The sequence below is a fragment of the Nostoc flagelliforme FACHB-838 genome (genome assembly GCF_014698065.1).
Taxonomy (GTDB): domain Bacteria; phylum Cyanobacteriota; class Cyanobacteriia; order Cyanobacteriales; family Nostocaceae; genus Nostoc; species Nostoc flagelliforme_B.
This window is the reverse complement of record NZ_JACJSI010000096.1, coordinates 1-23,562: the sequence shown is the minus strand read 5'-3', so window position 1 is coordinate 23,562 and position 23,562 is coordinate 1. Positions and strand designations below refer to the sequence as shown.

General features: G+C 42.3%; 32 protein-coding genes. 15 read left to right on the top strand and 17 right to left on the bottom strand.

Annotated elements, in window-relative coordinates:
• The 3 genes from H6G97_RS29190 to H6G97_RS29180 all read left to right on the top strand — a co-directional run.
• Positions 1–263 (top strand): hypothetical protein (locus tag H6G97_RS29190; protein WP_190944027.1); only part of this gene is annotated, 263 nt, incomplete at its 5' end.
• Between the two features lies 1 nt (position 264).
• Positions 265–675: a hypothetical protein gene (locus H6G97_RS29185; protein WP_190944026.1), complete on the top strand. Its 411-nt coding sequence runs from the start codon at positions 265–267 to the stop codon at positions 673–675.
• On the top strand, positions 675–938 hold the full coding sequence (locus H6G97_RS29180; protein ID WP_190944025.1) for a hypothetical protein: 264 nt from the start codon (positions 675–677) through the stop codon (positions 936–938). The genes H6G97_RS29185 and H6G97_RS29180 overlap by 1 nt, the downstream gene beginning before the upstream one ends.
• Positions 939–1,185: 247 nt before the next feature.
• On the opposite strand, the gene H6G97_RS29175 is transcribed toward H6G97_RS29180, so the two are convergent.
• On the bottom strand, positions 1,186–1,716 hold the full coding sequence (locus tag H6G97_RS29175) for a hypothetical protein (RefSeq protein WP_190944024.1): 531 nt from the start codon (positions 1,714–1,716) through the stop codon (positions 1,186–1,188).
• A gap of 170 nt (positions 1,717–1,886) precedes the next feature.
• On the opposite strand from H6G97_RS29175, the gene H6G97_RS29170 reads away from it, so the two are divergent.
• Entirely contained in the window at positions 1,887–2,267 is a 381-nt protein-coding gene (locus H6G97_RS29170) for a DUF6009 family protein (protein ID WP_190944023.1), read from the top strand.
• Between the two features lie 142 nt (positions 2,268–2,409).
• Here H6G97_RS29170 and H6G97_RS29165 read toward each other — a convergent pair whose 3' ends face one another.
• Positions 2,410–2,925, bottom strand: coding sequence for a helix-turn-helix domain-containing protein (locus H6G97_RS29165; RefSeq protein WP_190944022.1), 516 nt, complete (start codon positions 2,923–2,925; stop codon positions 2,410–2,412).
• A 185-nt stretch (positions 2,926–3,110) separates the two neighbouring features.
• Between H6G97_RS29165 and H6G97_RS29160 the strand changes: the two genes are divergently transcribed.
• Entirely contained in the window at positions 3,111–3,320 is a 210-nt protein-coding gene (locus tag H6G97_RS29160) for a hypothetical protein (protein WP_190944021.1), read from the top strand.
• A gap of 464 nt (positions 3,321–3,784) precedes the next feature.
• Here H6G97_RS29160 and H6G97_RS29155 read toward each other — a convergent pair whose 3' ends face one another.
• The 9 genes from H6G97_RS29155 to H6G97_RS29115 all read right to left on the bottom strand — a co-directional run bounded on the left by H6G97_RS29155 (position 3,785) and on the right by H6G97_RS29115 (position 13,467).
• Positions 3,785–4,003: a hypothetical protein gene (locus H6G97_RS29155; RefSeq protein WP_190944020.1), complete on the bottom strand. Its 219-nt coding sequence runs from the start codon at positions 4,001–4,003 to the stop codon at positions 3,785–3,787.
• Between the two features lie 257 nt (positions 4,004–4,260).
• The gene (locus H6G97_RS29150; protein ID WP_190944019.1) at positions 4,261–4,449 is read right to left on the bottom strand and encodes a hypothetical protein; all 189 of its coding nucleotides are present in this window, start codon (positions 4,447–4,449) and stop codon (positions 4,261–4,263) included.
• Positions 4,446–4,739 (bottom strand): hypothetical protein, encoded by a 294-nt coding sequence (locus H6G97_RS29145; protein WP_242055367.1) that lies wholly within the window; start codon positions 4,737–4,739, stop codon positions 4,446–4,448. Before H6G97_RS29145 ends, H6G97_RS29150 begins: the two co-directional genes overlap by 4 nt.
• Before the next feature lie 341 nt (positions 4,740–5,080).
• Positions 5,081–5,683, bottom strand: a complete 603-nt coding sequence (locus tag H6G97_RS29140) for a tyrosine-type recombinase/integrase (RefSeq protein ID WP_190944018.1) — start codon at positions 5,681–5,683, stop codon at positions 5,081–5,083.
• A gap of 267 nt (positions 5,684–5,950) precedes the next feature.
• On the bottom strand, positions 5,951–6,169 hold the full coding sequence (locus H6G97_RS29135) for a hypothetical protein (protein WP_190944017.1): 219 nt from the start codon (positions 6,167–6,169) through the stop codon (positions 5,951–5,953).
• A gap of 735 nt (positions 6,170–6,904) precedes the next feature.
• Positions 6,905–8,293: a pentapeptide repeat-containing protein gene (locus H6G97_RS29130; RefSeq protein WP_190944016.1), complete on the bottom strand. Its 1,389-nt coding sequence runs from the start codon at positions 8,291–8,293 to the stop codon at positions 6,905–6,907.
• A gap of 184 nt (positions 8,294–8,477) precedes the next feature.
• Positions 8,478–9,398, bottom strand: coding sequence for a hypothetical protein (locus tag H6G97_RS29125; protein WP_190944015.1), 921 nt, complete (start codon positions 9,396–9,398; stop codon positions 8,478–8,480).
• A gap of 139 nt (positions 9,399–9,537) precedes the next feature.
• A complete protein-coding gene (locus H6G97_RS29120; RefSeq protein ID WP_190944014.1) occupies positions 9,538–12,741 on the bottom strand; it encodes a primase-like DNA-binding domain-containing protein in 3,204 nt (1,067 codons plus the stop codon).
• Between the two features lie 576 nt (positions 12,742–13,317).
• On the bottom strand, positions 13,318–13,467 hold the full coding sequence (locus H6G97_RS29115; protein WP_083782524.1) for a plasmid partition protein ParG: 150 nt from the start codon (positions 13,465–13,467) through the stop codon (positions 13,318–13,320).
• Between the two features lie 257 nt (positions 13,468–13,724).
• On the opposite strand from H6G97_RS29115, the gene H6G97_RS29110 reads away from it, so the two are divergent.
• Positions 13,725–14,024, top strand: a complete 300-nt coding sequence (locus H6G97_RS29110; protein WP_242055365.1) for an acetate and sugar kinases/Hsc70/actin family protein — start codon at positions 13,725–13,727, stop codon at positions 14,022–14,024.
• On the opposite strand, the gene H6G97_RS29105 is transcribed toward H6G97_RS29110, so the two are convergent.
• The 6 genes from H6G97_RS29105 to H6G97_RS29085 all read right to left on the bottom strand — a co-directional run bounded on the left by H6G97_RS29105 (position 13,994) and on the right by H6G97_RS29085 (position 19,229).
• Entirely contained in the window at positions 13,994–14,329 is a 336-nt protein-coding gene (locus tag H6G97_RS29105; protein ID WP_242055362.1) for a serine hydrolase domain-containing protein, read from the bottom strand. The genes H6G97_RS29110 and H6G97_RS29105 overlap by 31 nt on opposite strands.
• Positions 14,330–14,737: 408 nt before the next feature.
• Positions 14,738–15,115 carry a DUF6009 family protein gene (locus H6G97_RS29100; RefSeq protein ID WP_190944013.1) on the bottom strand — a complete coding sequence of 126 codons (378 nt, stop codon included), beginning with the start codon at positions 15,113–15,115 and terminating at the stop codon, positions 14,738–14,740.
• Between the two features lie 12 nt (positions 15,116–15,127).
• Entirely contained in the window at positions 15,128–18,109 is a 2,982-nt protein-coding gene (locus H6G97_RS29095; protein ID WP_190944012.1) for a DUF5906 domain-containing protein, read from the bottom strand.
• A 441-nt stretch (positions 18,110–18,550) separates the two neighbouring features.
• The gene (locus tag H6G97_RS52985) at positions 18,551–18,841 is read right to left on the bottom strand and encodes a hypothetical protein (protein WP_242055361.1); all 291 of its coding nucleotides are present in this window, start codon (positions 18,839–18,841) and stop codon (positions 18,551–18,553) included.
• An 84-nt stretch (positions 18,842–18,925) separates the two neighbouring features.
• On the bottom strand, positions 18,926–19,051 hold the full coding sequence (locus H6G97_RS54905; protein WP_277883347.1) for a hypothetical protein: 126 nt from the start codon (positions 19,049–19,051) through the stop codon (positions 18,926–18,928).
• A 1-nt stretch (position 19,052) separates the two neighbouring features.
• On the bottom strand, positions 19,053–19,229 hold the full coding sequence (locus tag H6G97_RS29085; RefSeq protein WP_190944011.1) for a hypothetical protein: 177 nt from the start codon (positions 19,227–19,229) through the stop codon (positions 19,053–19,055).
• Positions 19,230–19,524: 295 nt separating this feature from the next.
• Between H6G97_RS29085 and H6G97_RS29080 the strand changes: the two genes are divergently transcribed.
• The 9 genes from H6G97_RS29080 to H6G97_RS29040 all read left to right on the top strand — a co-directional run bounded on the left by H6G97_RS29080 (position 19,525) and on the right by H6G97_RS29040 (position 23,433).
• Positions 19,525–19,902: a hypothetical protein gene (locus H6G97_RS29080; RefSeq protein ID WP_190944010.1), complete on the top strand. Its 378-nt coding sequence runs from the start codon at positions 19,525–19,527 to the stop codon at positions 19,900–19,902.
• Positions 19,899–20,483: a hypothetical protein gene (locus H6G97_RS29075; RefSeq protein ID WP_190944009.1), complete on the top strand. Its 585-nt coding sequence runs from the start codon at positions 19,899–19,901 to the stop codon at positions 20,481–20,483. Before H6G97_RS29080 ends, H6G97_RS29075 begins: the two co-directional genes overlap by 4 nt.
• 74 nt (positions 20,484–20,557) lie before the next feature.
• Complete coding sequence (locus H6G97_RS29070; RefSeq protein WP_181374386.1) at positions 20,558–20,701, top strand: hypothetical protein; 144 nt, start codon at positions 20,558–20,560, stop codon at positions 20,699–20,701.
• A 104-nt stretch (positions 20,702–20,805) separates the two neighbouring features.
• On the top strand, positions 20,806–21,057 hold the full coding sequence (locus H6G97_RS29065) for a hypothetical protein (protein ID WP_190944008.1): 252 nt from the start codon (positions 20,806–20,808) through the stop codon (positions 21,055–21,057).
• Complete coding sequence (locus tag H6G97_RS29060; protein WP_190944029.1) at positions 21,029–21,223, top strand: hypothetical protein; 195 nt, start codon at positions 21,029–21,031, stop codon at positions 21,221–21,223. The genes H6G97_RS29065 and H6G97_RS29060 overlap by 29 nt, the downstream gene beginning before the upstream one ends.
• A 96-nt stretch (positions 21,224–21,319) precedes the next feature.
• Positions 21,320–21,763, top strand: coding sequence for a hypothetical protein (locus tag H6G97_RS29055; protein ID WP_190944007.1), 444 nt, complete (start codon positions 21,320–21,322; stop codon positions 21,761–21,763).
• A gap of 12 nt (positions 21,764–21,775) precedes the next feature.
• The gene (locus tag H6G97_RS29050) at positions 21,776–22,492 is read left to right on the top strand and encodes a hypothetical protein (protein WP_190944006.1); all 717 of its coding nucleotides are present in this window, start codon (positions 21,776–21,778) and stop codon (positions 22,490–22,492) included.
• Positions 22,493–22,513: 21 nt separating this feature from the next.
• Positions 22,514–23,062 carry a hypothetical protein gene (locus H6G97_RS29045; protein WP_190944005.1) on the top strand — a complete coding sequence of 183 codons (549 nt, stop codon included), beginning with the start codon at positions 22,514–22,516 and terminating at the stop codon, positions 23,060–23,062.
• A complete protein-coding gene (locus H6G97_RS29040; RefSeq protein ID WP_190944004.1) occupies positions 23,059–23,433 on the top strand; it encodes a hypothetical protein in 375 nt (124 codons plus the stop codon). The genes H6G97_RS29045 and H6G97_RS29040 overlap by 4 nt, the downstream gene beginning before the upstream one ends.
• Positions 23,434–23,562 lie beyond the last annotated feature (129 nt).

Here is a 23,562-nt window from a genome sequence, read left to right as displayed (position 1 = left end):
TCAAAATGGCGCACCCCGTAGGATATTACTCACTTTCCCACGACAACGCACTCATTAAAGATATGTGTGAGACATGGGGGGAAGGGCTAGAAAAGATGAACGAATCAGACACATTCTGGTTAATTGCAAAAATCGCTCATGAAGCATGGGTAGAGTGTGAACCTTCTAACCCTCCTAGCAACGAAGCGGAGTCAGTATTGAAACGACTGCATGAGTTAAAGCAATGGGAAAAATTTGCACTGATTAGCGCAATGGCACAGTGAGATGTACAAGAAGCAACTGTATTTAGCTTTGACTGGTGTTAGTGTCTGTTTTTTGCCTTTCTTCATCCCCTTGATTCCCAAGTTAGGGGCTTATGCAGAGGCAGAACGCTTAAAAGCCACCGAAGGATTAGAACGTCAGCGCATAGAAGAACGGGCTAAAACCAGCAATGCCTTATATGAGGCCGGAGTCATGCCCACAACTCGTTCTCTAAGAATCACGAATTATTTTGACAGCAGTAAACGCAATCCCAGACCAGACCCAACCCTTTATCAAGATGATGAAATTGTTGATGTTTTTCATGCTTCTGGGCGCTGCATAGGTCAGATTGAAGAAGGAATTTGGAAGTGGAAGCACAAAGCCAAAGGGATTTGTAAAAGCGTTCAAAATATCAAACCAGTGAGGAAAAAGTAATGGCGTTAGGTTTATCAAGTGCAGAAAGTAATAGCACTGGTAACAGTGATGGTAAACCTAAAGGTAAGAAGCGAACGCTTGGTCAAATCATAGATTTTTGCGCCAAGGCTGTTGTGATGATTGTCGGCTTACCCATTAGGGCCGCCGCCGCTATAGTCAATCAGTTTGTTGCTAACGGTGGTGCGGGTCGTGCGTTACCCGGATTTCTCACGAAGCTGGAGAAAAGAGGAGTCAAAAACTGCCAAAATATCTATTGCACATGAATTCCAGCAGTTTTAAGCATGACCCCTCAGAAAACAGATTGTATACCGGAACAGTTCAAATTTAAACCTGTATGAGTAGAGCATATACTCTGAACAAACAAGCCTGCCTGATGTAAGAAAAGCTCTTAAGCGACAGATATTTTATAAAGGCTTGCAATCACTTGTAATAAAGCTTTCCATCAGCCAGTCCTGCTCCCCTTCAATGACGGGCCTTCAAGTATAGTGTTCATTTCATCTGAGTTTTTAGCTACGCAGCTTTGAAATCAATCCACTGCTTGTAATCACGACCAGCACAAAGAAGTTCCTCATAGTCTTGCTGTATCACTGACCAATCGCAATACCCTTGTTCAATATCGTCAAGGTCAGAATAAATCTGATAAATGCATTTTTGTAAGTCGTCTGAGAGTTCGTTATGCTTATTAATTAAGAAATACAGCTTGCTAAATAACTGACTGTGTTCCGGTTGTGCGAATCGACCATTCTCAGGTAAAACAATTGGATAAACTACACCCAATTTTGCAATTAACAATCTGAAGGAAACTTCAAAATCTCTTTCACCTGGAATACAATCGAGCAGGTGGATAACGTCTAATAGATGTTTATCTTGGCTTGTAGATAACTCAATCATCCAGTCTGCTGGATGGTCGCTTTCTTCGAGAAGTTGGTCAGCCCAAGCAATGATTTCAGCATGCGAACAAAGTTTTGATGCCTGTCCCATCAACCAGTAATCAGCGTAATGTTTCAAAGTGGGTTGCATTACTATAATAAGTTCAGCCATAAGAGATACTCTCAACCCTATGTTCTTTATGTATTATATATAATACAAATATTTTCCGAGCAACGAAAGACACATCTTGAAGCCAAGCGCGTAGAATGCAACCCCTTATAGGCACGGTGATGCCTATAATGCTAAAAGCAGGCAGCATTGCTACACAAGGAAGTTTTACTATGAGTGTAAAATCTCAAACTCCCTCGGATATTCAGTTTGAATCAAAGATTGTTTGGTTAAGCAATATCGATGCTATTCCTTATGTTAGAGAATATTTTAATACTTGTTGCAGTAGAAGAAAGGGAAAGGTTAAGTATCAAACCTATCAGATCATTGGCTATGCAGAACTAGAAGACAAAGCTCCTAACACTGGTAGAAGTGGATGTTTTGCTCGGCGAATATTTTGGCTTGCAAAGCATGATCGCTTTTATCAGCCTGATGGAGTTTATAAGCAAGGATGTCCAATAGAAGCTATAGATCCACTAACTGTTTTTCCAAAAGTTCTAGGGCAGATAACAACAAGAGCTTGGAATGGAACATTTTCACAAGAGATTGACTAATTATTTCTCCATCTGGTCATTGGTTGCGATCGCTTTCAAGACTGCACTCCTATGCAATCGCGTCAAATATCGCCACTGTTTCAAATACCGGAATATACTCTACGCTATTGGCGAGATTTACCCTGTCGTCATTTGGCGAGAATCAAAACAGCTTGTCAACGTACTCTTGTAGGTCACTGCGTTTAACTCGCCAACCCTTGCCAATTACTTTGGCTTTTAACTCACCTGCCGTAATTGTGTCTCGCAGGAATTCTCTAGACAACCCAGTTAGCGCTTGTGCCTCTGCAATAGTCAGTAGTAGCTTATCAGCGATCGGCACTACTGGCTGATTGTCACCTCTGCCCAGCAGCCCTTCAATGATTGAGGACAATTTATCAATTACCCCAATCTCGCCAAACTCCGCAATCTCGCCAGAAGAATGCACTAATTTACCTGTCTGTGACTGTTGCTCTGTCGCTATTTGGCGAGATTCAAAGGCAGGTTTTACGGTCGGTTGGTTTAGTTCTTCCTTGAATGCTTCCAGTTCGGTTTGGTCAAAGTTGGCAGTCGGGCGAGTTTTACCTTTCTCGTACTTGACGCTGATTCGCCCCTGTTGAACGTAGCGCTCTAAAGCCCTAACACTGACACCCAAGTAATCTGCTGCTTCCTGCTTATTCATAAATCTCGCCAAATATCGAAACTCGCCAAAATATTATCAATGATTGGCGAGTTTTGGCTAACTTTGGTGTAGGTGAGCGAGAGCGGTTGCTTCTCTATATCCCAACTAGGTGCGAGATATTCAACCTTATATGTGCTAAATATGACGTTAAGAGGTTCATAAAACCTAAACTACGGAGCAAAATTATGTCTAGATTTGATGGCGTTAACGAAATGGATTACAAAGGCTGCACCATTAAAACTATGGAAGACAGTCGTGGGCGTTGGGACTGGAAGATTGATACAAAATATACTAGCCTTATTATTATTACGGATTCTGGCAATGCTTATTCCGAAGATGCAGCAATCAGACAGGCTAAAGAGGGGATTGATGAGGCAGTTCGTAGTGCTTGGTAAATAAATTGTGACTTGTTTATTGGGTTGCGTTCGCAACCCAATAAACAAGTCACAAAATACCTCAACTCCTTGTGTGTTCAGCCTTTAATTCGATGTCGTCAAACTACCATATCCCGACATGAAGGGAAAATAATTCAGCAGGGCTAACGTATCTAGATTTTTGATTCTTTTGCCTATAAGGGAATGGCACGCTTGTAAAGCGTAAATCCCTGGTATTCCTGGATGAAAGGGTGTGGGGTTGCAGGTTCGGGTGTAGGGAATTAAGAAGATGTTGAACTACTTAACGCACTCGCATTCAATTGTTTGGAACACACGAAGCTGCAACCCTACCCCCAACAAGATAGCCCTCACGAGGTTTCACATGAATCAAGCGTGCCATTCGCTTATAAGGGTTATATTTTTGACAAATTCAGTTGCGTTTGCCCTAACTGAGCTGACAATGTTCATAATTCAGATTGGAACTGTTAGCCAGCCGAAATATTGGCATTAATTATTGAGCTATTCGCAATATCTTTTGTGTTTCCCTCCTGGCTATTGAAATCACCAGGAACAGGATCTGGCTGGACATCTCTACTAACTTCTTCTGGTTCAATGGGAGCCGCTTCATGCTCAAGATTAAGAGACCGAGGAGGTTCTTTAGCGTCAGAAAAATCTATGAGTGGCTTTGAGCTATCGGTAGTCATAAGTTGCTAAATGGTACAGCTTTCTTTAGTGTTGAATTTATAGTGCTGGCAAACATCTTTCTAGAGAAAGAAACTAGACATTGCAGAGTCGCGTTTTGCTTCTGCTTTTCAGTGACACCCAAATAACGCTCCAATGCCATTCGTCCAATGTCCCGATATCTCCTGTATGTGGCGGCAAGGTATTTCTAAAGTTAGATTTTCAGCAGAACAATGCAATGAAAACCCCTCAGCGTTAAAGAGTTTTTAGAGCTATTTAATTAATTACTTTGTCTTTTTAATTCTTGTATTAATAATTGACATCTTTTACTAGCTTCTTTAGCTTGTTGCATTAAACTTTTACTTTGTTCCCGGTTGGTTTTACTAATCTCAACAGCTTGTTGACTGAACTGTGCAGCTTGTCTGCCTAGTTCTTGAATGCGAGTTTTTAATTGTTCTACAGTTTTCATCTATCCTCCAGTTCAATTATCAAGGTGTCTATATTTTCAGCTTCTTCATAAATTTTATCCGCTCTACTCTGAAGCAAACTAGCATCGTCAAAATCATTATTTTGTAATGCTACTTCTGCTGCTGTGTACAATTGTGCTGCTATCTCCTGTAGTTGGTCGTACACTCTGGACAAAATAGTAAATGTTTCTTGTTTCATTTTCCGTTTTAACAAATCATAAGTAAAAATCGTCGTCAGATCAAATTTCGCTTGTAAAGCTGTTTTCTGGTGATTTTGATGAAATGTCGTCATAATTATATAAGCCGACTTTTCCCGAATTCAGGCTACAGCCTTTGTTGCGCCGATGTTAGATACTTTATGTCCGCCATCTGTGAAGCGGAACCCAACCTATGACTTCTTTAGCAAGTTGAGTGTTAATCAGGGCTTTGTAAGGTTCTAGTTCATACTCGTAACCACCGCGCCAATCACTTCACATCCGTCGGCACGCAAAACTTTTTCCACAACCGAACCAATCATTCCTTCATTGCCCGTAACTAATACCTTCATAACGGCGGTGATTTTTACTATTAACTGAATGTCTCATTTATCATTACTTTTTGGTCGAGTAGGGATAAATCCCCCCAGTCAAAATGTTACAAATCACCCCAATCAAAATTAAGGAAACGTCGAGCATTCAGCTTGGTATATTTTTCAGTGTGTTTGATATCACGGTGTCCCAGGAAGTCTTGAATCTCTCTAGTGTTATAACCCTGATTCACCAGATAGTAACCGCAAGCATGGCGCATCATGTGACAGTGAACTTTGATATCAAGCCCGGCCTGTGCCGCCAGTCGCCCAAGCAGCTTTCGCACCGCATCAGTGGACATCACCTCACCGCGTTCGGAAACGAAAATGTATTTGCTATCGGGCAACATCTCTCTGAGTTCTTTGAGCAATTCCAGTTCATCATCTCTCAAGGGATGCACCCCTGAATCACTGCCCTTTTCCCTGGTGATGAAAATCTGACGTTCGGCCCACATCAGGGCATCCCACCGCAACCCGCATTTAGCCCCTACAGCTTCCCCCACCCTCAGACCGTGGCGAAACATGAGCAACATCAGTGTATAATCACGGTGAGAATAACGAGCTTTACGATCGAGCGCAGCATCGAGTAGAGATCGCACCTCACTTGGTGTAAGGTATTCTCTAGACCTGTAATGCTTGTTTGGTAGACGAGTTGGGGGTGGCGGCCTCATTTAGCTTTCGGGATAGTGTCCGGTGTACGCGTCATATTATTATGGACAGTCTACACTGCTTGAAGCCCCATTACTCCGTTGAAAGACAAGCCACTCTGAAGTTATTGCGAATGACTATCAATTAATAAATGCGTCCGCTTTTTCCAGTCAAATCCCTAGCGAAAAAGCTATCACACCACACCTGAGTTTAGTAAAAGGGGCGATAGCTTGTGCGAAGGTCATAACGAAATCAGCGATGATGAAGGGGCGGTTAACTTGACAATAATATTATGGCTTTGGGCAAGGACAATCAGTCATCTGACCGTTACATAAGCAAACCCATTGCGTGCCATCTTTACCTAAAATTACTTGTGAACAATTCGTATCGCTAACTTGAATTTTAGTTGGGTCAATATTTGTTTGGGCAATTAAAGAGCTTCCAGAGAAAACTATTGCACCACTTATTGCAATTCCTAGACATTTAATCCAGTACGAAAGATTGTTCATAGTTTATATCCTACCTTTCTAAAGAAGTAACAGTTGCGGTACAGCTAGCAAATTTTTAGCAATTTGAAGCAGTGTATATCAAAATCGGTAATCAGTTTTTTATTTTTTATTAGAGTTTATAGAGTTTCACTTTTGCACACAATTATAGGACTTACGCATTGTACATAAGTACTACACACAATTTGGGTATTTCAGCCGTATTTAGCACTCAGCGATCAAAAATATATATGAGAATAAATCGGGGTTATGCGAAGCACCTGAAACAACCAAAAACCGTCACTCATATTATGGTTAATTTGTACAGCCTTAGAGTTTTATCTTTAATTTTTGACAAGTTGTAACACACCACTTGACAAACAAATGAAATAACCACTAATTTTCATAGTTTTTAGACAATGTTATGTCAATTTGATAGCGTAACTGCCCCAAACCTTTATTTCCCGTGAAGAGTACACTGCAACTCCACATCGTTTAATAATGCTTATCAATCGCGTTGTCTGTAATCCTCATTCTTCCGTGAATTCATAAGTTTTGCTTAATTAGCCAGTTTTTAGCGTCTCTACCAGATCCAATTACCGTGAGTGAATTGTGAGACGAGAGTAAGAGGGGATATGCCGAAATACATGGCAAACGGGACACCTTGTAAAGTTATGTCAAGCAACTTTTCAAAACCTTTGATTTACCGTTGTTTTAACGCCAAGCTGAACTCTGAACGGTCATCTAAAGCCACTTTCTTCATCCACGACTTATCCGATTGCCTAACGCAAACATGAGTAGTGATAGACTCGCAATCCCCAACAAAGCCTCCAGGCTAGTGAGCAGTTTAGCAACATCACTAGCAGGAACCAAATCGGGAAATCCAATTGTGCTAAATGCAGCCAAGCTGTAATGGAAATAGTCAACCCACCGTAATGGTTGCCCTGACGTGTTAATTACACCACCTACTAAGGCATATAGAAAAGGGAAGACCAGAAGAATAACAGCTGAACAAGCAATAACTCTGAAGGGTTGTTCACCATATCCACAGGATAACTCCGCAGCCCAACTGAGTAGCCAGTGAACGGTGTGCTTGAAATAAAACCACCATAAACGCGGAGAAATCCGGGATGATGAGTTTTGTGGCAATTCGCGATAGTAACAAAACCCCGCTCGTTGAGGATGATGGGTGTGCTTTTGCATCTCCCGTGCTTTGAAATGTGCCCAACTTGCTGCCAAGTTATCCCCAGTGTCAGAGAAGTTTGCTTTCAATGCCAAATAGACATCTCGTGCCTCACTAAAACGGCGCTTAAAGGGTTTAGTAAAAGATTGTGGCGTCTGCTCCGAACCTAAGTGGTGTTCCAAGTGTGCCATAAATGCTTCTGGATCTTCTTGTAACACACTTGTACCAATACTCTTAACTGATATCTGTGCATCTCGCAGGTTCGCTCGCCATAAGCTAGTTCTTCCTAAAAACACCCCGTTTAGCTTCGCCTCTGATAGATTTGCAGCGTAAAAAGATGCATTATTCAAGTTGGCTCCAGAGAAATCTGCTCGATGAAAGTCCGTGAAGGGCGCATTGACATTTTCCAAATTAGCATTTGATACAATAGTTTCTTGAAAACTAGCTTTAGCAAGATAAGCATTTTTTAGATTTGCACGCCACAGATTGGCATTATCGAGTACAGATGCCCATAGATTTGCGCTCTCTAAATTTGCCTGAACTAAATCGGCACCTGTCAATTCAGCTCTTTCAAGATTTGCTCCTTGCAAGTCGGCTCCGCTCAGGATTGCGCCTTTGAGATTCACGCCATAACGAAGAGAACTTGAAATTTCTTTTGGGGAAAGAGGTGCTCCGTCATCCTTAGTCAGATTGAGCTTCCACATGGCTGCACCACTAGGGCTTGTCTTCACTATCTCTGTTGCCCAAACAGGAAGGTGAATTTTCTTTTGCACCTGAAGCGTTTGCAAATCGCGACTTATACTGCTACTGCTTAAGTCTATTCCCGATAAATCAGCGTTTGATAGGTCAAGTCCCTCTGGACCACCGTTCTCTTCAACCATACGGAGTAAATCATGCCGTGTGATTTTCACCTGAGTGTCGGCTTTTTGAGTGGATTGCGATGTTGGTTCGGAATTTAACTCCATACTTACAGCCTTTACAGAGGTTCATAATGGTTCGATTTTACTGCTGTCAAAAGTGTCTACTTGCCAATTGATCTGGCGAGATCCCTACTGCACCAATGCAAGAGATAACGAGGTTGAGTTTAACTCAATCCTGAGCTAAAGTACGATCTGCGATGGCATTGACTGATAAAACAAAAAAGCGGTTTTAGTCACCCGTTTTTAACTTTGGTTTTGGTAATGGTTTGGTACGCGGCACAGAGGTATTATCCTGACTAGTCGCTTTTGACTTACCTTTCTTTGGTGCAGGTGGTGCTGCTGCTCTTTGCGCTTTCTTAGCTGCTGACTGCACTGTGGCTTTATCCTCCTTAGACGCTTTGAGAAATCTGGGTGCAGAATCTTTAGGTAGCGCAGTCAGTGCAACAAAACCGAAGACATCACGCCCTGGCAGAAATTTGGCCTTAATTGTGACAAAGACTGCGCGTCCTTGCTCCTCTTTAGCCACCTTGGGATTAAATCTGAAGGGTCGGACGGATGCATCCTTCCATAGCAAAGGTATATGACTAGCCTTCATGAATTTCACCTTTCGGGCAGGTTCGGCCTGCTTAATAAATTCGAGTCTTTCATCAGAGAAATTTCGGAACACCGAGATACAGGGAGTTGAGCAGACAGGAATGAACTGCCATAATCCCGATAATTTAAACTCCAGGTCTTCTAACTCTCCTGAAACGGCATCTAGTTTTCGCCCTCTGTCAAAGCCCACTAACTGAAAAGCGATGCGATGCGGTTGCTCTCTGCGTGGAAAGTGAATTGCCTTTGGATAAACAACCAAACGCTGATTATGGTTGCCAGTATTTTCTATTTCCTTCTTGAGAGCGTTTAATACATCCCATTGTCGCTTCGAGTAGTAAAGTGGGTATTCATAGCTACCGATAGTAACAGTGCTTTGTCCATCTGAACTGAAGTTGACCGACCCAGTAATTACCCCAACAGCTTGAAATATTGCTGCTGTCGATTCAATTTCTGTTTCTGTTGGCGTATCAACATTTACTTGTTCTTCATCCAATGGGGTTTCAACTGTCGGTACTGCTTGGGTTGACTCAAGCGAGGTAAATTCAGCAGATGCCATGATTATTGTTAATAGGGGAGAAATCGCGGTCTAATTCAATCTTAATTGTCTATCAAGTGTCTACATCACTGGCGGCATTGTCGATGCTGCAAAATTCCCTAATCGGGTTTTACATCGGTGACAATAACTGTTAACTGATTTAACGCAAATGATGCAGAAATTTTATCCAATCACTCCTAAAGATTTCTAATTGACATAATTGACCTTTAAAGCCTCGATAGTCAATTGTTGCGCTACAGAAATATGTTTCCATTAGTTGAACGCTCTTAATGATTCCGACTTGCCACTTGCGAACACTGTCGTTGAAAAACTCAACTTTATCCCCAACTTTCAATTCCGGGCAAGATAATTCGCTTTCTCGTGTATTTATCAATTCACCATCTTGTCGAGGAGAAAATCCAGTCACAGCAGGGGTGTCCTGGCTGTCCACCCCGTTTTCGGCAAGATTTACTTCCTGGACAGGCTCAAAGCCAGTCACAGCAAGGCTGTCCAGATTGTCCACATTTTCATTGGGGACTGAAGGGTTATCAATTACATCAACGAATTGATTAACTTCACTTTCATTATTTTCCTCATCTTTTTTTTGCAATGCTAATTCTTGAGGGAGGACAATTGGACAGGGTGGACAGCCCTGCTGTGTAAGGGTTTCAGCCTGTCCAGGGTCAAATGTCGGGGGATTTAGTGGGTGGACAGGGTGGACAGGTAAGCTGTGTAAGGGTTCTGGCGTTTTGGTAGGGTGAAAAAACTCATCAAATTCTTCTATTCCCCCTTCAAGGCATTTATCTTTAAAGCAATACCAAAATTCCGCCCTGGAAAGTGAAGAATCCGGTGGCCCCTCCGGTACTTTCATCTCAAAGACCCCAGCCAGTGGTTCAATGAATGTAAAGTGGGACTGAATTCTTTCACGCTTTCCGTTGACCGTGGGTGTCCAGCTACGTTCCTTGAAGTTGTGGGGCAAGACTGTTTTTAAATGGCTAATAAATTTGGACATCCCCAAAGGAGCATAACCATGTTCCCGGCAGTAAAGTACATACCAGCTGTGTAAACGACTTTGTGGGATAAATGTTTCGGTCGTTGAGGGGCGTAAGCACAAGTCTACAAAGGATTTGGTTGAGTCCCCGTACAAAGATGCCTCTAGCGCCAGATTCTTCGCCCGATCTGAAGAGGGAGGCGATAACAAAATGCGATCGCGTTCTGCTCGTGGCATTGCTAAAGCCCAAGAAATTATGTCCGACTTCACCTCTTGTAGCTTCAGCCACAAGGTTGGGTCAGGGGTGACATCTCGGTTTTTTACTGGGATTGGGTAAGCTCGACGCATCCAGCCGTCGCCAGCATTTTCGATTTGTAGATGACTTACAGAGGCAATCCAAAACCGAATGTACCACTGGATTGAATAAGCTACTGGATTGAATAAAGCGCGTCCGCTCATTGGCCCATTGTCAACTAATTCGTAAAAAGCTCGGACTCCTTCGGCATAACCTCCTACATCAGGAAATCCAAATATCCGCTTTCCACTTAAATATTGATGCCGTCCTTCCGGTGTAGAAATATCCGCAAAATGTGTGGCGCTACTAGAGCCGGACTCGCCAAATAAACTACTCCAAAACCTTCCCAATGTCCCCTTGCCCCCACCACTTAAGCCAATTAAGTGGGGAAACCGACCATAAGGGGCAGTTGGGTCTAAAAACATACTCGTGAACGCCCGAATCACTTCAACCAATTCTGACCCAAAGCTTTCATTTAGAAATTTGAGAAAAACTTCTGGGCATGGTTTGTTGGCTTCATAATCGTGGGGAATGATATTAGTCAGGTAAAAATCTTTGCGATGAGGCATTTGTTCACCAGTTCGCAAATCAACGACACAATTGTTAAACCCTAATAAATGAGTATTGGTTGGCAGTGGTTCTGCTGGTTCTAAGCGACTGCGGCAATATTTAAAGGCAGATTCCTTGTGTGCGTTAGTTTCGTAAGGCTTGGTTATTCTCCAGCCAAATGTCTTTGTGTAAGAGAGCTTGTAAGCGGATTCTCCAGCGTCAGCGAGGAGCTTGTAAGCTTTATTATCATCTTGGTGCTGCCATTGCTTATTCTCTTGTGACCACTTGTAAAAGGATGAATTTACTACCATCCATTCAGTTTGAGGAAAGATTTTTCGGTAAGCCCAGCCATCAAAAGTACCCGCCGTCACGCAGTTAGAATAGGGTAAATTCATGGCAGTGCATACAGGCAAGTAAAATGCTTCTGGGTCTGCTGGGTCAATATCTATTTTGGAATTAGATAAATCCGTAACTTCTTTTTCAATAGTTTCGGATTCTGCCAACTCAAGCGATCGCTGCGCTACGGCCGCGTGAATCTCCTGCTCTAACCGACGGATAAATTCTGGTGTTTCCATCTGCCCCAAGATTTCTTTGATGTCACTCGACTTATATGGTAAATCGGGGCAGATGTCGTGAGGGTTAATTCCAATAAATGCAATTCCTACCTCGGCTGCACACTCAGAACACGTCTGGAGTTTTTTCAAGCCAGTGTCATCGGGGTCATGCAGAAAAACGATTAATCCTATGCCTGCTTCAATTGCGCGTTGATATTCTCTTGTGATAGTCTTTTTATCCCATCCACTGCCCTGAAACGTAATTCCAGCAAGACCATGCGACCGACCAACTTCTACGCATCCCTCGCCTTCATGCTGAAGTAGTGCCGGGGTTCCGTTCACAGATTTAGCAGCAGCTAAAGCTTCATCAATGCGATATGCTCCCCAAGGCAAATCGCCTTTTTTCATTTGGGGTGTGCCATCAAGTCGCCTATGCCATTGCCGAAAGGTCTTGCTGTAACCTTTCTCCTTATTCGCATCTGGCCACTGGTAGCGAACCACCCATTGCGACTCTGAGTAAGGATAAATTGTTTCGGTGGCACTACCCTCAACATCTTTTGGTGGTCTACTCGTTAACTTTTGAGGTTGGGGTATATCTGTTACAGTAGAGGTCAACATCACCAAACCTAATTCACCATCTGGAATTGGTGCTGGTTTGGGCAAGATTCTCTTAGGCTTCGCAGCTAAACGGTTTAGGGATGGAGTGTAATTAGCCCCTGCCCTTTCTGCCACCACTTCAGCCCAGGGTTTAATCGCCTCTCTGACGTGTTTGCACTCACAACCGTTAAAGCATCTGTACTTCCCGGTTTCTGGGACGATAGATAAGTCATTACCCCCACAAACTGGACAAATAAACTTATCTTTAGCTTTGGATGGCTCTAACTGGTCTTGAAAATTTCGGATGTCGAAGGAGGCGAACGCCCCTGGCATAACGGAGCCGCCAACGGTCTCTTGTCCTTTTAAAATCGCTACCATTGTGAAATCCTTGTGAGGTAAATTGTGTGGGCTTTACCTCCCCCGAAGATTCACCAAAGTTTTAATTAAATTTCTCTATAACCTGTTGTAGGAAGTTGTAAGAAGTACTAGGAACTGATAACATTAGGTTATAAAGAAATTTGAATGATTTTTCAAACAAAACAAAGGGGTGTCTTCTGGGACTGTTAAACAACTTGTTAGAAGCAAGTTGAGTCCGGGGAGGCATTCTTTCCTTATGTATATCTGGTGACATGACACTTAGAAAAGATGGACTAAGGGTATAGTCTTATTACATAGTAATTTATCTTCCATAAAAATAAATAGTAAATGTGCGACTTTCCAAAATAAAATAATTTATTTTTTATCTTTAATTCCAGGCAGAACAAGGTTTTACAAGCTTTTTAATAACATTAAAATCCATACGAATACCTGACGTTACTAATATTGTTAGCAATGTCTTTTTAAGAATTATGCTTATTTTGCAAGCATTATAAAGATTGAAACAGTATCAATTTTAATGGACTTGCAGTACTAAAGTACTAAAAATCAATACGTATGTACTGATTTAGTTCATTTCTATTTAATGTCTTGAGTTTTAAGCCATTCTTCAATAAGCTCTGCCATTACTTCATCCATAGGTCTATTTATTAGGGCGCAAGCAGCTTTAAATCTTGCTTTTTGAGATTCACTTATCTTCCCCCTCACAAATACTTGCTTCTCAGTCATATTAAATCTAATTTAGTGAAATATTGTATTAATTTTCATTATTCATTTTTGCATATCGATAAGTAACTATGCTGTAAATTCACTATTTCACTAATGTACAAAGTGAATTAATGTGCTAAATTGTAGACATGAGCGCAAAACGGACGATAAAGCGCGTGAAATGCCACACCAAGGATAAATAGGTAGTGGACTGAGTAGCCGCCTAGAATTGACCGCAAACGCTTATCAATCAAAGGATTAACTCTAAAATCTGAACCATGACAAACGCATATATCCAGCCAGTTTACGGCTTATCATATCCGCCAAGTAACGGGTTTGTAAGTCCACAGCACGGACAGATAAGACCGCAAGTAGTTTTTGATGGCGGCAACCGTTTTGTGAAATGGATTGACCCCAATAACGTTGTGCAATGTCTGCTCAGTGTCGTGAAAGAAGTCAGTGAATACCAGTGGAAACGGCTCAAGCCCGATGACCAGTCAGTATTGATTGAAATTGATGGTAAACGCTTTGTAATTGGGCGATTAGCTCAAGAACTAGGTGGTGAGCCGTTAGGGTAGTCGGGCAAATAAGTTGAAATCTTTTGATGCACCGATAGCAAACCTTGCTCCTGAAGTTGCAGAATTGCTGTTGCGGTGAACTGCTTAGTAATGGAACCGATGCGAAACTTTGTCAGAGGTGTATTGGGAACATCATGTTCCAGGTTAGCCATGCCGTAGCCTGCACTTAACAGTACTTCACCTGCACGGGCAACCAATACCGATCCCATGAAGTAGCGATTTGCCAGACATGCTTGAAGATAAGCTGTCATCTCGTCTGCAATAGTTTGATTACTAGACGGTGACTGACTTCCTTGCTCGACCATGAAGACTCACGCCCGATTACGACCTAAACATTATATCCGTCTACGTAAAAACTAAAAAGATTATGATGAGTAGCATTCGCGTTCCTTACCAAGTTAAGGAGTGCAGCGTTACACGATTGAGCCATTACGTGTAATTGCTGCCTATATATATTGATCTGGCGCGATCACTTTTTTGGCATTGAGATGCCATAAATCAGCCATAATGGGAGCTAATTTTTGATAATACATAAAGAAGCCATAATTCTGCCATTGAGGTAAATTTTTAGTTCGTATACGAACTTTTTTCAGACTAACTCTCTACCGCGCACCTCAATACGATAGTGGTCAGCCTAAACGGTCGGCATTACAACTGCACAAGCATTTACAAAAGTTAAGTTTGCGATCGCGTTGGGGTACTAAGAAATCTAGCTAGTAAACATCCTTTGGTAACGTTCCGTTCCAAGCTCTCTCTGTTTTCTTCCCTAAAATTTTTGCTTTAACGGTTAACGGATCTACAGCTTCCATTGGACAACTAACCTTATAAACTCCTCCTTCTTCATAAAAACGATCATGATCTGCAAGCCAAAATACCCGACGTGAGAAACACCCTGGCATTCTACTAGGAGCGTCACTTTCTAATTCAGAATAACCAATAATCTGATACTTACCGTATTTAAGCTTTCCCTTTCTTCTGCTAGCAAATTTTTCAAGATGTTCTCTAACATAAGGGATACTGCTAATGTCTTTTAGCCAAACAATATTTGACTCAAATTCAACATCTGATAAGGATCTAGCTTTTTCGCTCATAGAGAATATTCCTTAGTCAATTACAAACGTCTCGCATAAAATTGCATCTCGGTTCCCTTGCTCAGTTGCCACAGTCACAATCCCATTCTTGGAGTCGTAGTTAATCATCTCACCTGCAAACTTGACTGCTCCACTGAGCGATCGCACCTCAACTTGACAACCAACAAACCCTGCAATATCCCCGCCGTCGATTTCAAGCTGCAACAGTGAGTATGAGAACTCAGACTCGCTCGGCAATTGACCCGACCCACCTTCTAAGTCATCCGACCCATTTCCGCCCCAGTTGCCGGGGCAATAATCATTGCTGGGCAAGACTTCCGACCCACCCGACCCAGTTAGGGGGGGGTATTCCTCTTTTTGCACTGGAAGAGGAACCGAAGTAAATTTTTCTATTGGTTCCTCAACGTTACTTTCTTGAAAGTTAGAAAAAGTGGGTCGGGTGGGTCGGGATGCTTGCTGTAGCTGGTTTTCTGGGTCGGTAACTGGGTCGTAACTGGGTCGGGTTTCGGTCAAACTGGGTCGGGTAACTTCAGTAATTCCAATCCCTTTGAGTATAGGAATATCTTTTTTCGCAATGTTGCAGTACTTAGTACCTCTAATGGCTTTGGGGAAAAGTTGCATAAATCTTGGAGCAACTTGGTTCGCCCCTTTAACATTCTTGTCACTGGGTCGGGCTTGGTCTATCCAGCTTCTCCTGTTGCCGTCAGAGTCCATAGTTAATGTCCCGTTTTGGATGTACCATTGTTCCAACCTTGACCACAAAGCATTTACTGCTATTTCTCCATCTTCTGCGTAACCTATGTTTGCAGATTCAATGAATTCAAAAAGGTGATTATTTTCTTTTTGGAGATTGCGAAAAGCATCAGAAGTACAGCTATAATCTATGCCTTGTTCTATTAAATCCCTCAGCCCTTTTATCATCCTGTTTAGAAATGCTGGGGCTACGTTAGATTTAATGAAATCCAAGTCATAAACAAATCGAGAGTCAGCTTTTAACTCGTTTGGATTATTGGGGTCAGGGTTATCGGTGAAAGTCTTTCTAAACTCTAAAACTGCAATTCTATCTTCAATTGCTTTTAGTACTCCTTGAATTGCTGGGGTTTCATTTAAGTTAAAGATACCTATTCCATTCGGCGTAAATTCTGTATGGTCTTTCCCCTTGCGTTCATAATGTAATTTGTCTCCAGTAATGAAAAGCTTTAAACTTTGAATTCTATCAATTCTGCAAGTTTGGGCATTTTCTGAAGCCCAATTAACACGGCTACCCATTAATGGATGTAAATTAAATTTTCGACCTTCATCGTATAGCTGGAAGTCAGTCAGGGGAACAGATGTAAAGGCTTTCTCTTCCCCATAAATAGAGGACAAACACCTACGTAAAGCATCTTTACCGTTAGAACCCAGACCAACTGCTAATAATGCCCTTACCTGTCTACCCTTAAATTTTCTGACAGTTTCTAAATCAAGAGATGCGGCTACGATCCTTATAAATATCTCTTGTTGTGGCTTATCCAAACATGATAGTAATTGCTCACAATAGGTATCATCTGCGTTAGGGTTGTACTCCACTAATGGCTTGTAAGTGTAGTAATCCTCTGGTGTGTGTGGTTTTAGTTCAACAGTAAAATCTTTTTTATCCCAAATAATTTTTAGGACTCCATTAGTGCAGTTTGTTCCGGGAGGGTTAACTAGTTCTGGGTCAATTTCTGTTCGTAGCTTCGCCCATTCAAGAACCTTTTTAACCCAGTTTGGTGTTGCATAAGGATAATCTTTTTTACCATTGGCATCTTCGATTGAGTAAGAATCGCAGAAGTCAGTAATGCGCTTACGTTCTTTGGAGTCTGGAGATAATTTGTAGTAGCTCCCAGTGTGGAAATAAAGTTCATCGTTAATAGTAATCCAATGCTTATCTGTATATAAAGCGTGAAAAGCTTGCTGGGTAAAGTTCGTCCCTACAGAGTCATTATTTTGGACATTGGACACGCTAGCTTCTATTTCTTGCCGTTCTGCCACAGCCGCGTGGATCTCCTGCTCTAGCCTGCGGATAAACTCTGGTACTTCCATCTGCCCCAAAATTTCTTTGATATCACTTGATTTATATGGTAAGCCAGGGCAGATGTCGTGAGGGTTAATTCCGATCAATGCGATTCCTACTTCAGCCGCGCATTCTTGGCAGGTCGCAAGTTTCTTTAGTCCAGTGTCATCGGCATCGTGCAGAAAAACGATTAATCCTATGCCTGAATCTTTCAAAAGTTGATATTCTGGGGTGATGGTTTTCTTATCCCACCCACTGCCCTGAAACGTAAATCCAGCAAGCCCATGCTCTCGACCAACTTCTACGCACCCCTCCCCTTCGTGTTGGAGTAGTGCCGGGGTTCCTTGTACAGATTTACTAGCAGCGATCGCTTCATCAATGCGGTAAGCTTTCCAGGGTTCATCCCCTTTTCTCATCTCTGGAGTGCCATCTGGAAGCCTGTGCCATTGGCGGAAAGATTTATCTTTTCCCTTCTCTTTGATGTAATCTGCCCATTCATAGCGAATTACCCATTGGGTTTGTGAGTAAGGATAGATTGTTTGTGTTGCATTCCCTGGTATTCCCTTTGGGAGCTTGCAAGTTATGTTTTGAGTTTGGGGTATGTCAGTCGCCGCTTGGGTCAACATCACCAAACCTAATTCACCATCTGGAATTGGTGCTGGTTTGGGCAAGATTCTCTTAGGCTTCGCAGCCAAACGGTTTAGGGATGGAGTGTAATTAGCCCCTGCTCTTTCTGCCACCACTTCAGCCCAGGGTTTAATCGCCTCCCGGATGTCTTTGCACTCACACTGGTTAAAGCAGCTGTACTTCCCAGTTTCTTGGACAATGGATAAATTATGCCCACCGCAAACTGGGCAGATGTATTTATTTTTCTCTTTAGCAGGAGTTAGCTGTTCTGTAAAATTCCGAATATCAAAAGTTTTGAGGCTGTTGTCTGGTAGTAACCCGGTACTCGTCATAGTTAACTCCAATTTGTGAAAACGGTGGTCATTGGAGCGGGTTCTGTGCCATAAATGCTGGATATATTTCAAGGCTGCTGCTTAAGAGCTAATTTCACCAATTTCTTAAGTGTTTTGTCAGATTTTGATGAAATCAAAAGATATGTAAAAAAATTTGTCACTTTTAACTGGAATTTTTCCAACAGAAAGTAACAAGATTTGGGCAACAATCTTGTAATATAGATTTACGGGCGTACCTGTAAGGGCACGCATCACAGAGCAGTCCCCTCGTAACTAAATCAGTTTTTGGTTTCCGACGCCGCCACTGATTGAAGTTGTAGGAGATTAGCTGACCCACTTCTTGGTTGTAAAAAAAATCATACCAGCCAAATGCCGCTCTTTAAACAGAGGGGCTATTTCGGCTTTTATTTTTTTGGCGCTTCATGCTACTCACCTCCTGAATTAAGTTGACTTTAAGATTGAAAGACAGCACTCCTGGTGCGCTATTCGCACTATTTCTCTAGCTCGCATCACCCCCAATTTGACGTAGTAAGTAGTCCAAAACTCTGTCAATTCGCTCCAAGCTGCGCCAGTAATGCGTTGAAACTCTTGAAACTGTGATTTTTGTTCTTCGTAGCTACGGTCTAGCCGTTGCATGATGGCTTTTAATCGTTCAGAGCGTCCATCCGCACGTTCCAAAACTGTCGCCTGTTGGTTGAATATTCGCTGTGTGTGAAAGACAAACTCATCCATCCTGCTGGAAAGTTGGTCAACCCGTTCAGTCAGTCGTTCTAGTTTGGCATCCGTAGCTGTTTGCGCTGACAGTAGTTAGGCTATTTAGGCATCAGTGGCATCTTGTCTACTAACCGCCTGGTCTAGTTTTTCTCCAACGCGGTCAAGCCGACAATTTGCTGATTCAGCATAGGTAGTTGCTGATGTTAGCAGTTGTCTTATTACTGCCAAGTCATCCTGTTTCTCCTTTGTTATCTCCTTTTTCTTTCTTGTGGTTGGCTACAGCCTTAAGAATCAATGATCTACATAATTGCGTTACTGGTATAAATTCCGATTTAGCCCATTCCTCTAAATAGCCAAAATCTTCCTCCTCAAACCTAATTTGTATTCTTGGCTTATCTGACGGCATAAAACAACAAGTTACTCCTAGTAACTCATTATCATCCGAAAGAAGCCTTTGTCGATTCAATGGAGTCTTTACTTGACAAGTGACTCACCTGGAGCCATAATAACAGACAAGACAGGAAAACAGCAAGCTCCGTTAACTGATGCCTGTCCACCGAGCAAGGAAAAGCTATATAAATCAATCCTTTTAGCGTGTGGATTTGACAAAGTAACGGTAGCTATCAGATGCCTGTCTTACCCCTATCAGTACCTAACGCTGACCGTCAGCCACTATTTGCCCATTAACCAATAGATGCTCTATGAAAGCGTCAAACTCCTCACGGGGACTTGATTTAGATTCCCCTGGTCTGTTTTGCTCTAGTTATGTTACGAAATCTGAACTCGCAAGAATTCTTAACGTTGCCCGTTCAACTTTAGTCAGCTGGGACGGCATAGCTCTTTACCGCATAGATGGCTATCGGCAAGCCTACCCAGTAAAAACTGATGGCAGTACGGATCGCTCTTGCCCATTATCCCCATACCAAAGCTGGGTTCTGTCCCGCATTGGACGAGTGATGGCTAATCTGCGTTCTGTCGAACGGGTAAAGAACTACATCAGAAAGTATCCCCAGGAATTCAGTCAAGCCAAGTTTCAAGCACAGTTCGCCCAAGTAATTCAAAGAGGTACAGCTGCATGAATCCTAATTCCACTAAAACCAATAAGCCAGAAATGATTTCTATTAAAGAATCTGCCGAACGTTTGGGAGTTGCTGAGGAGATTGTCAGATTCAGTCTCACTGAAGCTTATCCCGATGATTTTGATAGCCTCAAGGAAATAACTTTGGCAGAATTTGAAACCCTAGCCAACACATTCAAGCAGAAGGCTCTTGAACAAAACACGGGGGAAGTAGCTGCGATTGCTCCTTCTAGCGATAGTTCTTTACCAATAGAACAACAGCAACAGATTATTGATGGTACTCTCAATGCCCTTCAGGAATTTGCTGGTAATTACGTGCTGACTATTGAGAAAATTGCTTCTACCCTCGCTTATTTGAGTGGTCAAGCAGTTGTAGACAACTTTGTAGAAATTCATTCCAACACTGTCAGAGATGGCTTAGAAAGCTATTTAGATCAGTTTGCAACCGAGTTTGTGACTGCTGCTCATTCCATCAAAGGGGTGAACGCAAAAGATTTTTTGTCCCAACGGGGAATAACCCAGAAACAGCGCACTGCTCAAAAGTCATTGCAAGAGATTCTGAACCTAGCAGCAAACCCCTAGATATTGCTTCAAGGATGGCATTATCCGATGCCAGATTTCTATTCCTTTTGTACAAAGTTTCTCAATCAAGAAAAATGCACTTACTAACTGAAGTTTGTTTTTATTCTGGTGTGGCTACTCTCTCGCTAATTGGTGGTGTAGCAGCAGTTATATCGCCTTTGGGAGTTGGGTTATTTACTGTGGGCTTAGTAATGTATGTCAACCAAAACAAACAATAATAGGGACAAATTAGAGTCTGATTATCAGTGGCTTGCTTTCAAAATCCGCCCAGTCCTTCTAATAGCTTGCATTACAATTCCTAGTTTCTTTGGAGCGTATATCTATGCAGCAAATTTTGACTGTAGAGCAAATTTTAGCAATGATCAAAGGAAAAGAAGAGAGTTTGAGGATGTTGAGGGCAACACCAGAGTACATGAGACTAGAGGCATCAGAGCGATTCACTACGTCAAATGACCTCCGCCTCGGTGACGCAATTCAGGCACTCTTCGAGATTCACGAAGCAATCCTAAATATCGAGTTTTATTCCCAAGTTGAGGGACAAACAAATGCTTTCAAAAACAACCCTACAGCGTAATCATCTGTACCAATTCCGTGGTCAACAACTGCGCTACAGCCATCGTTCTAATTGTCGAGTCAATGCCCCTTTCATTTTCAATGACTCGAAAGGCAAACGAAAAGAATTAAGCCAAAACCAAGTGCAGAGGGAGGTTTTTGAACTTGTTGAGTTTTGTGAGAACTGATGATGAAGCGATTGCACCGACTACCAATCATTGCAATCGCCTCACTAGGGGACGTATCTCTCGCCGCAAAAACGAAAAGTACAGAAGGATTTTAACATGGCACTTGATTACAAAAATCCCAACGATTGGGGCAAATCGCCTCTGACTGACTCCGCCCTAAGAAAGCAGCAATTCAAAGTAGAAAATCCTGAACAATGGGCAGCAATGATTTCGGCGGATATTGAGGCACTCTCCACACCAATATTCGAGAGTGAAGATTACCCACCCTTCACAGGAACGGAATTTCTAGCAACTCATTCAACCATCGATGACCATCCATACTCTGCTGCATTTGGTCAATTCTTGGGCAATGGGATTGACCCTGATATTGCAAATATCTTGGCGTTTGGTGAAAACAGATTTGATTTAATCTCTGATGATTTTGACGACCCCGTAAGGCAATTAGCAACGAGAATTTATAACCGATTTGAAGAGATGGGTTACTGGGATCAAGTGCCCCAAGAGTCGAGTGATATCAACTACGACAACATACCTTATTAGGAGAATAACGCAATGGACTTTGCAATACGTAATCCGGTAGTTGGTCATGCAAGCCACATTGATGAAAAAGCGCAATCTTGGGGGGGATTTGAGTCTGATATTCTGGGCTATCTTTCGGATATAAATAAGCTCGAACAGTTCGCTGATTATGCGAATAATGCCCAAGAATTATCTGACAGACTAGAGCCTTTTTTAGACAACGCTAAGGTCGTCTTTGAGGCAATGGAGAAGCTGACCAAAGGACAAGTAACCTGGGTCGAACTTCGTAAACAATATGGCTCTCATGTTGCGGGTGCTATCGCCAAGATTCGCAAACTCAATTCGGAATTTGATTCAGAGATGAGTAAGATAGATGCCCAAGATAGAGCCGACCTGCTGCGAATTGACCAAAAACGCAAACACGCTTTAACCGAAGTTGCAGCCCAATTGCATCAAGATTTACAAGCTGAATTGTGGAGACATGAAAACAAGATTAGCGGTATAGAAAATAAGCAAACTGTGCAAGCCGAAAGGCAAGCAATCACAACAGGACTGAGAGAGAAACGTCAACAACTTTTAGCCCGTGCAAGGTTTGGCTCAAGGGCATTAGAACCAAATCTTGCACCCCAAGAAGTAATACCAGTTACTAGCCAAAATCATGCACCAGCATCAAGTGTTTCTGCAACAGGAACAGTTCGCGGTTGGGGTGCAATGTTGGGTAACTTGTGGCAGAAATTAGGCGACAGATAATCAATTAATTAGGTAAGGCTGATGCTAGTAAGGAAACGAAATGAAGATCCTCATAGCGTCAGCCCTTTCTTGCATGAAGGGCTGGCACAAACACCACAATCAACTAAGCAGCATCAACAACCCGAACAGCCACAACCATTACCAGAAAATAACAGAGGTAGAACATTTAGACGTGCTGGTAATGCCTGTGAAATTGTCGCTGGCAGTTGCTTGAATAGTGCAGTAATTTTCACCTTTCATCTATTGCAGGTTCATCCTGTTGGAATGTTTTTAGCTGTGGGTACTGCACACTTGTATTTTACTGCCACTGCAACAGGTGAAGGATTTAATAATTTCGTCACTAATTTAATGACTGGTTGCAGTGCATCACTGGCGTTATTGTGTGCGCTTTCCGAACCGATTAGTGAATGGAATGAAGCGAGAACTTCTACTATTACTGCTAATACTTCAATTGAAAAGGTGTATCAGCCAAAAACTACTGAATCTTCAAGTTGGATGGATGGTGCAGGAGTGGGCATATTTCTAGCGATATTAATGATTTTTCTATTTGGTGGTAGTCAAAGGAAATGAATTATTTAAGTGAAAAACATAAACAGTTATCCGAGTCACAACAATCGGGTTTAATGAAGTGGTTCGGACAGTTACCGATGGATAAAAAAGCTGTTGCAATTGGGCTAAGTTTAACTGTGGGTATTAGCTCGGCTGCGATGGCTTGGAAAGGAACCAGCAGCGACAGAATTTATTTCTGTGTCAAAACCCCAAAAAAAACATTGGTGTGTCAGGACAAAGATAACAGACCATTTCGCATGACCCCCTTTTATTGGTCACAGTGGCAGTTAGAAGGAATGCCCACTCAGATTGTGCGTAACCCAGCTATGGGGGTAAACGGACTTGTGAAAGCGACCAACCAATACAAACCGTTTTGGGGTGCGATTCGTTAGTCAGAAACTAGTACCCGTATGGGTCTAGGGGATTGACTGCTAGGTTCAAGCCTAGACAACTGATTAATAATGTAGGTGTAAATCCTACCCCTCAAGTGCTGAGGTGAAAGCCCTTTCCCTACGGTAGCG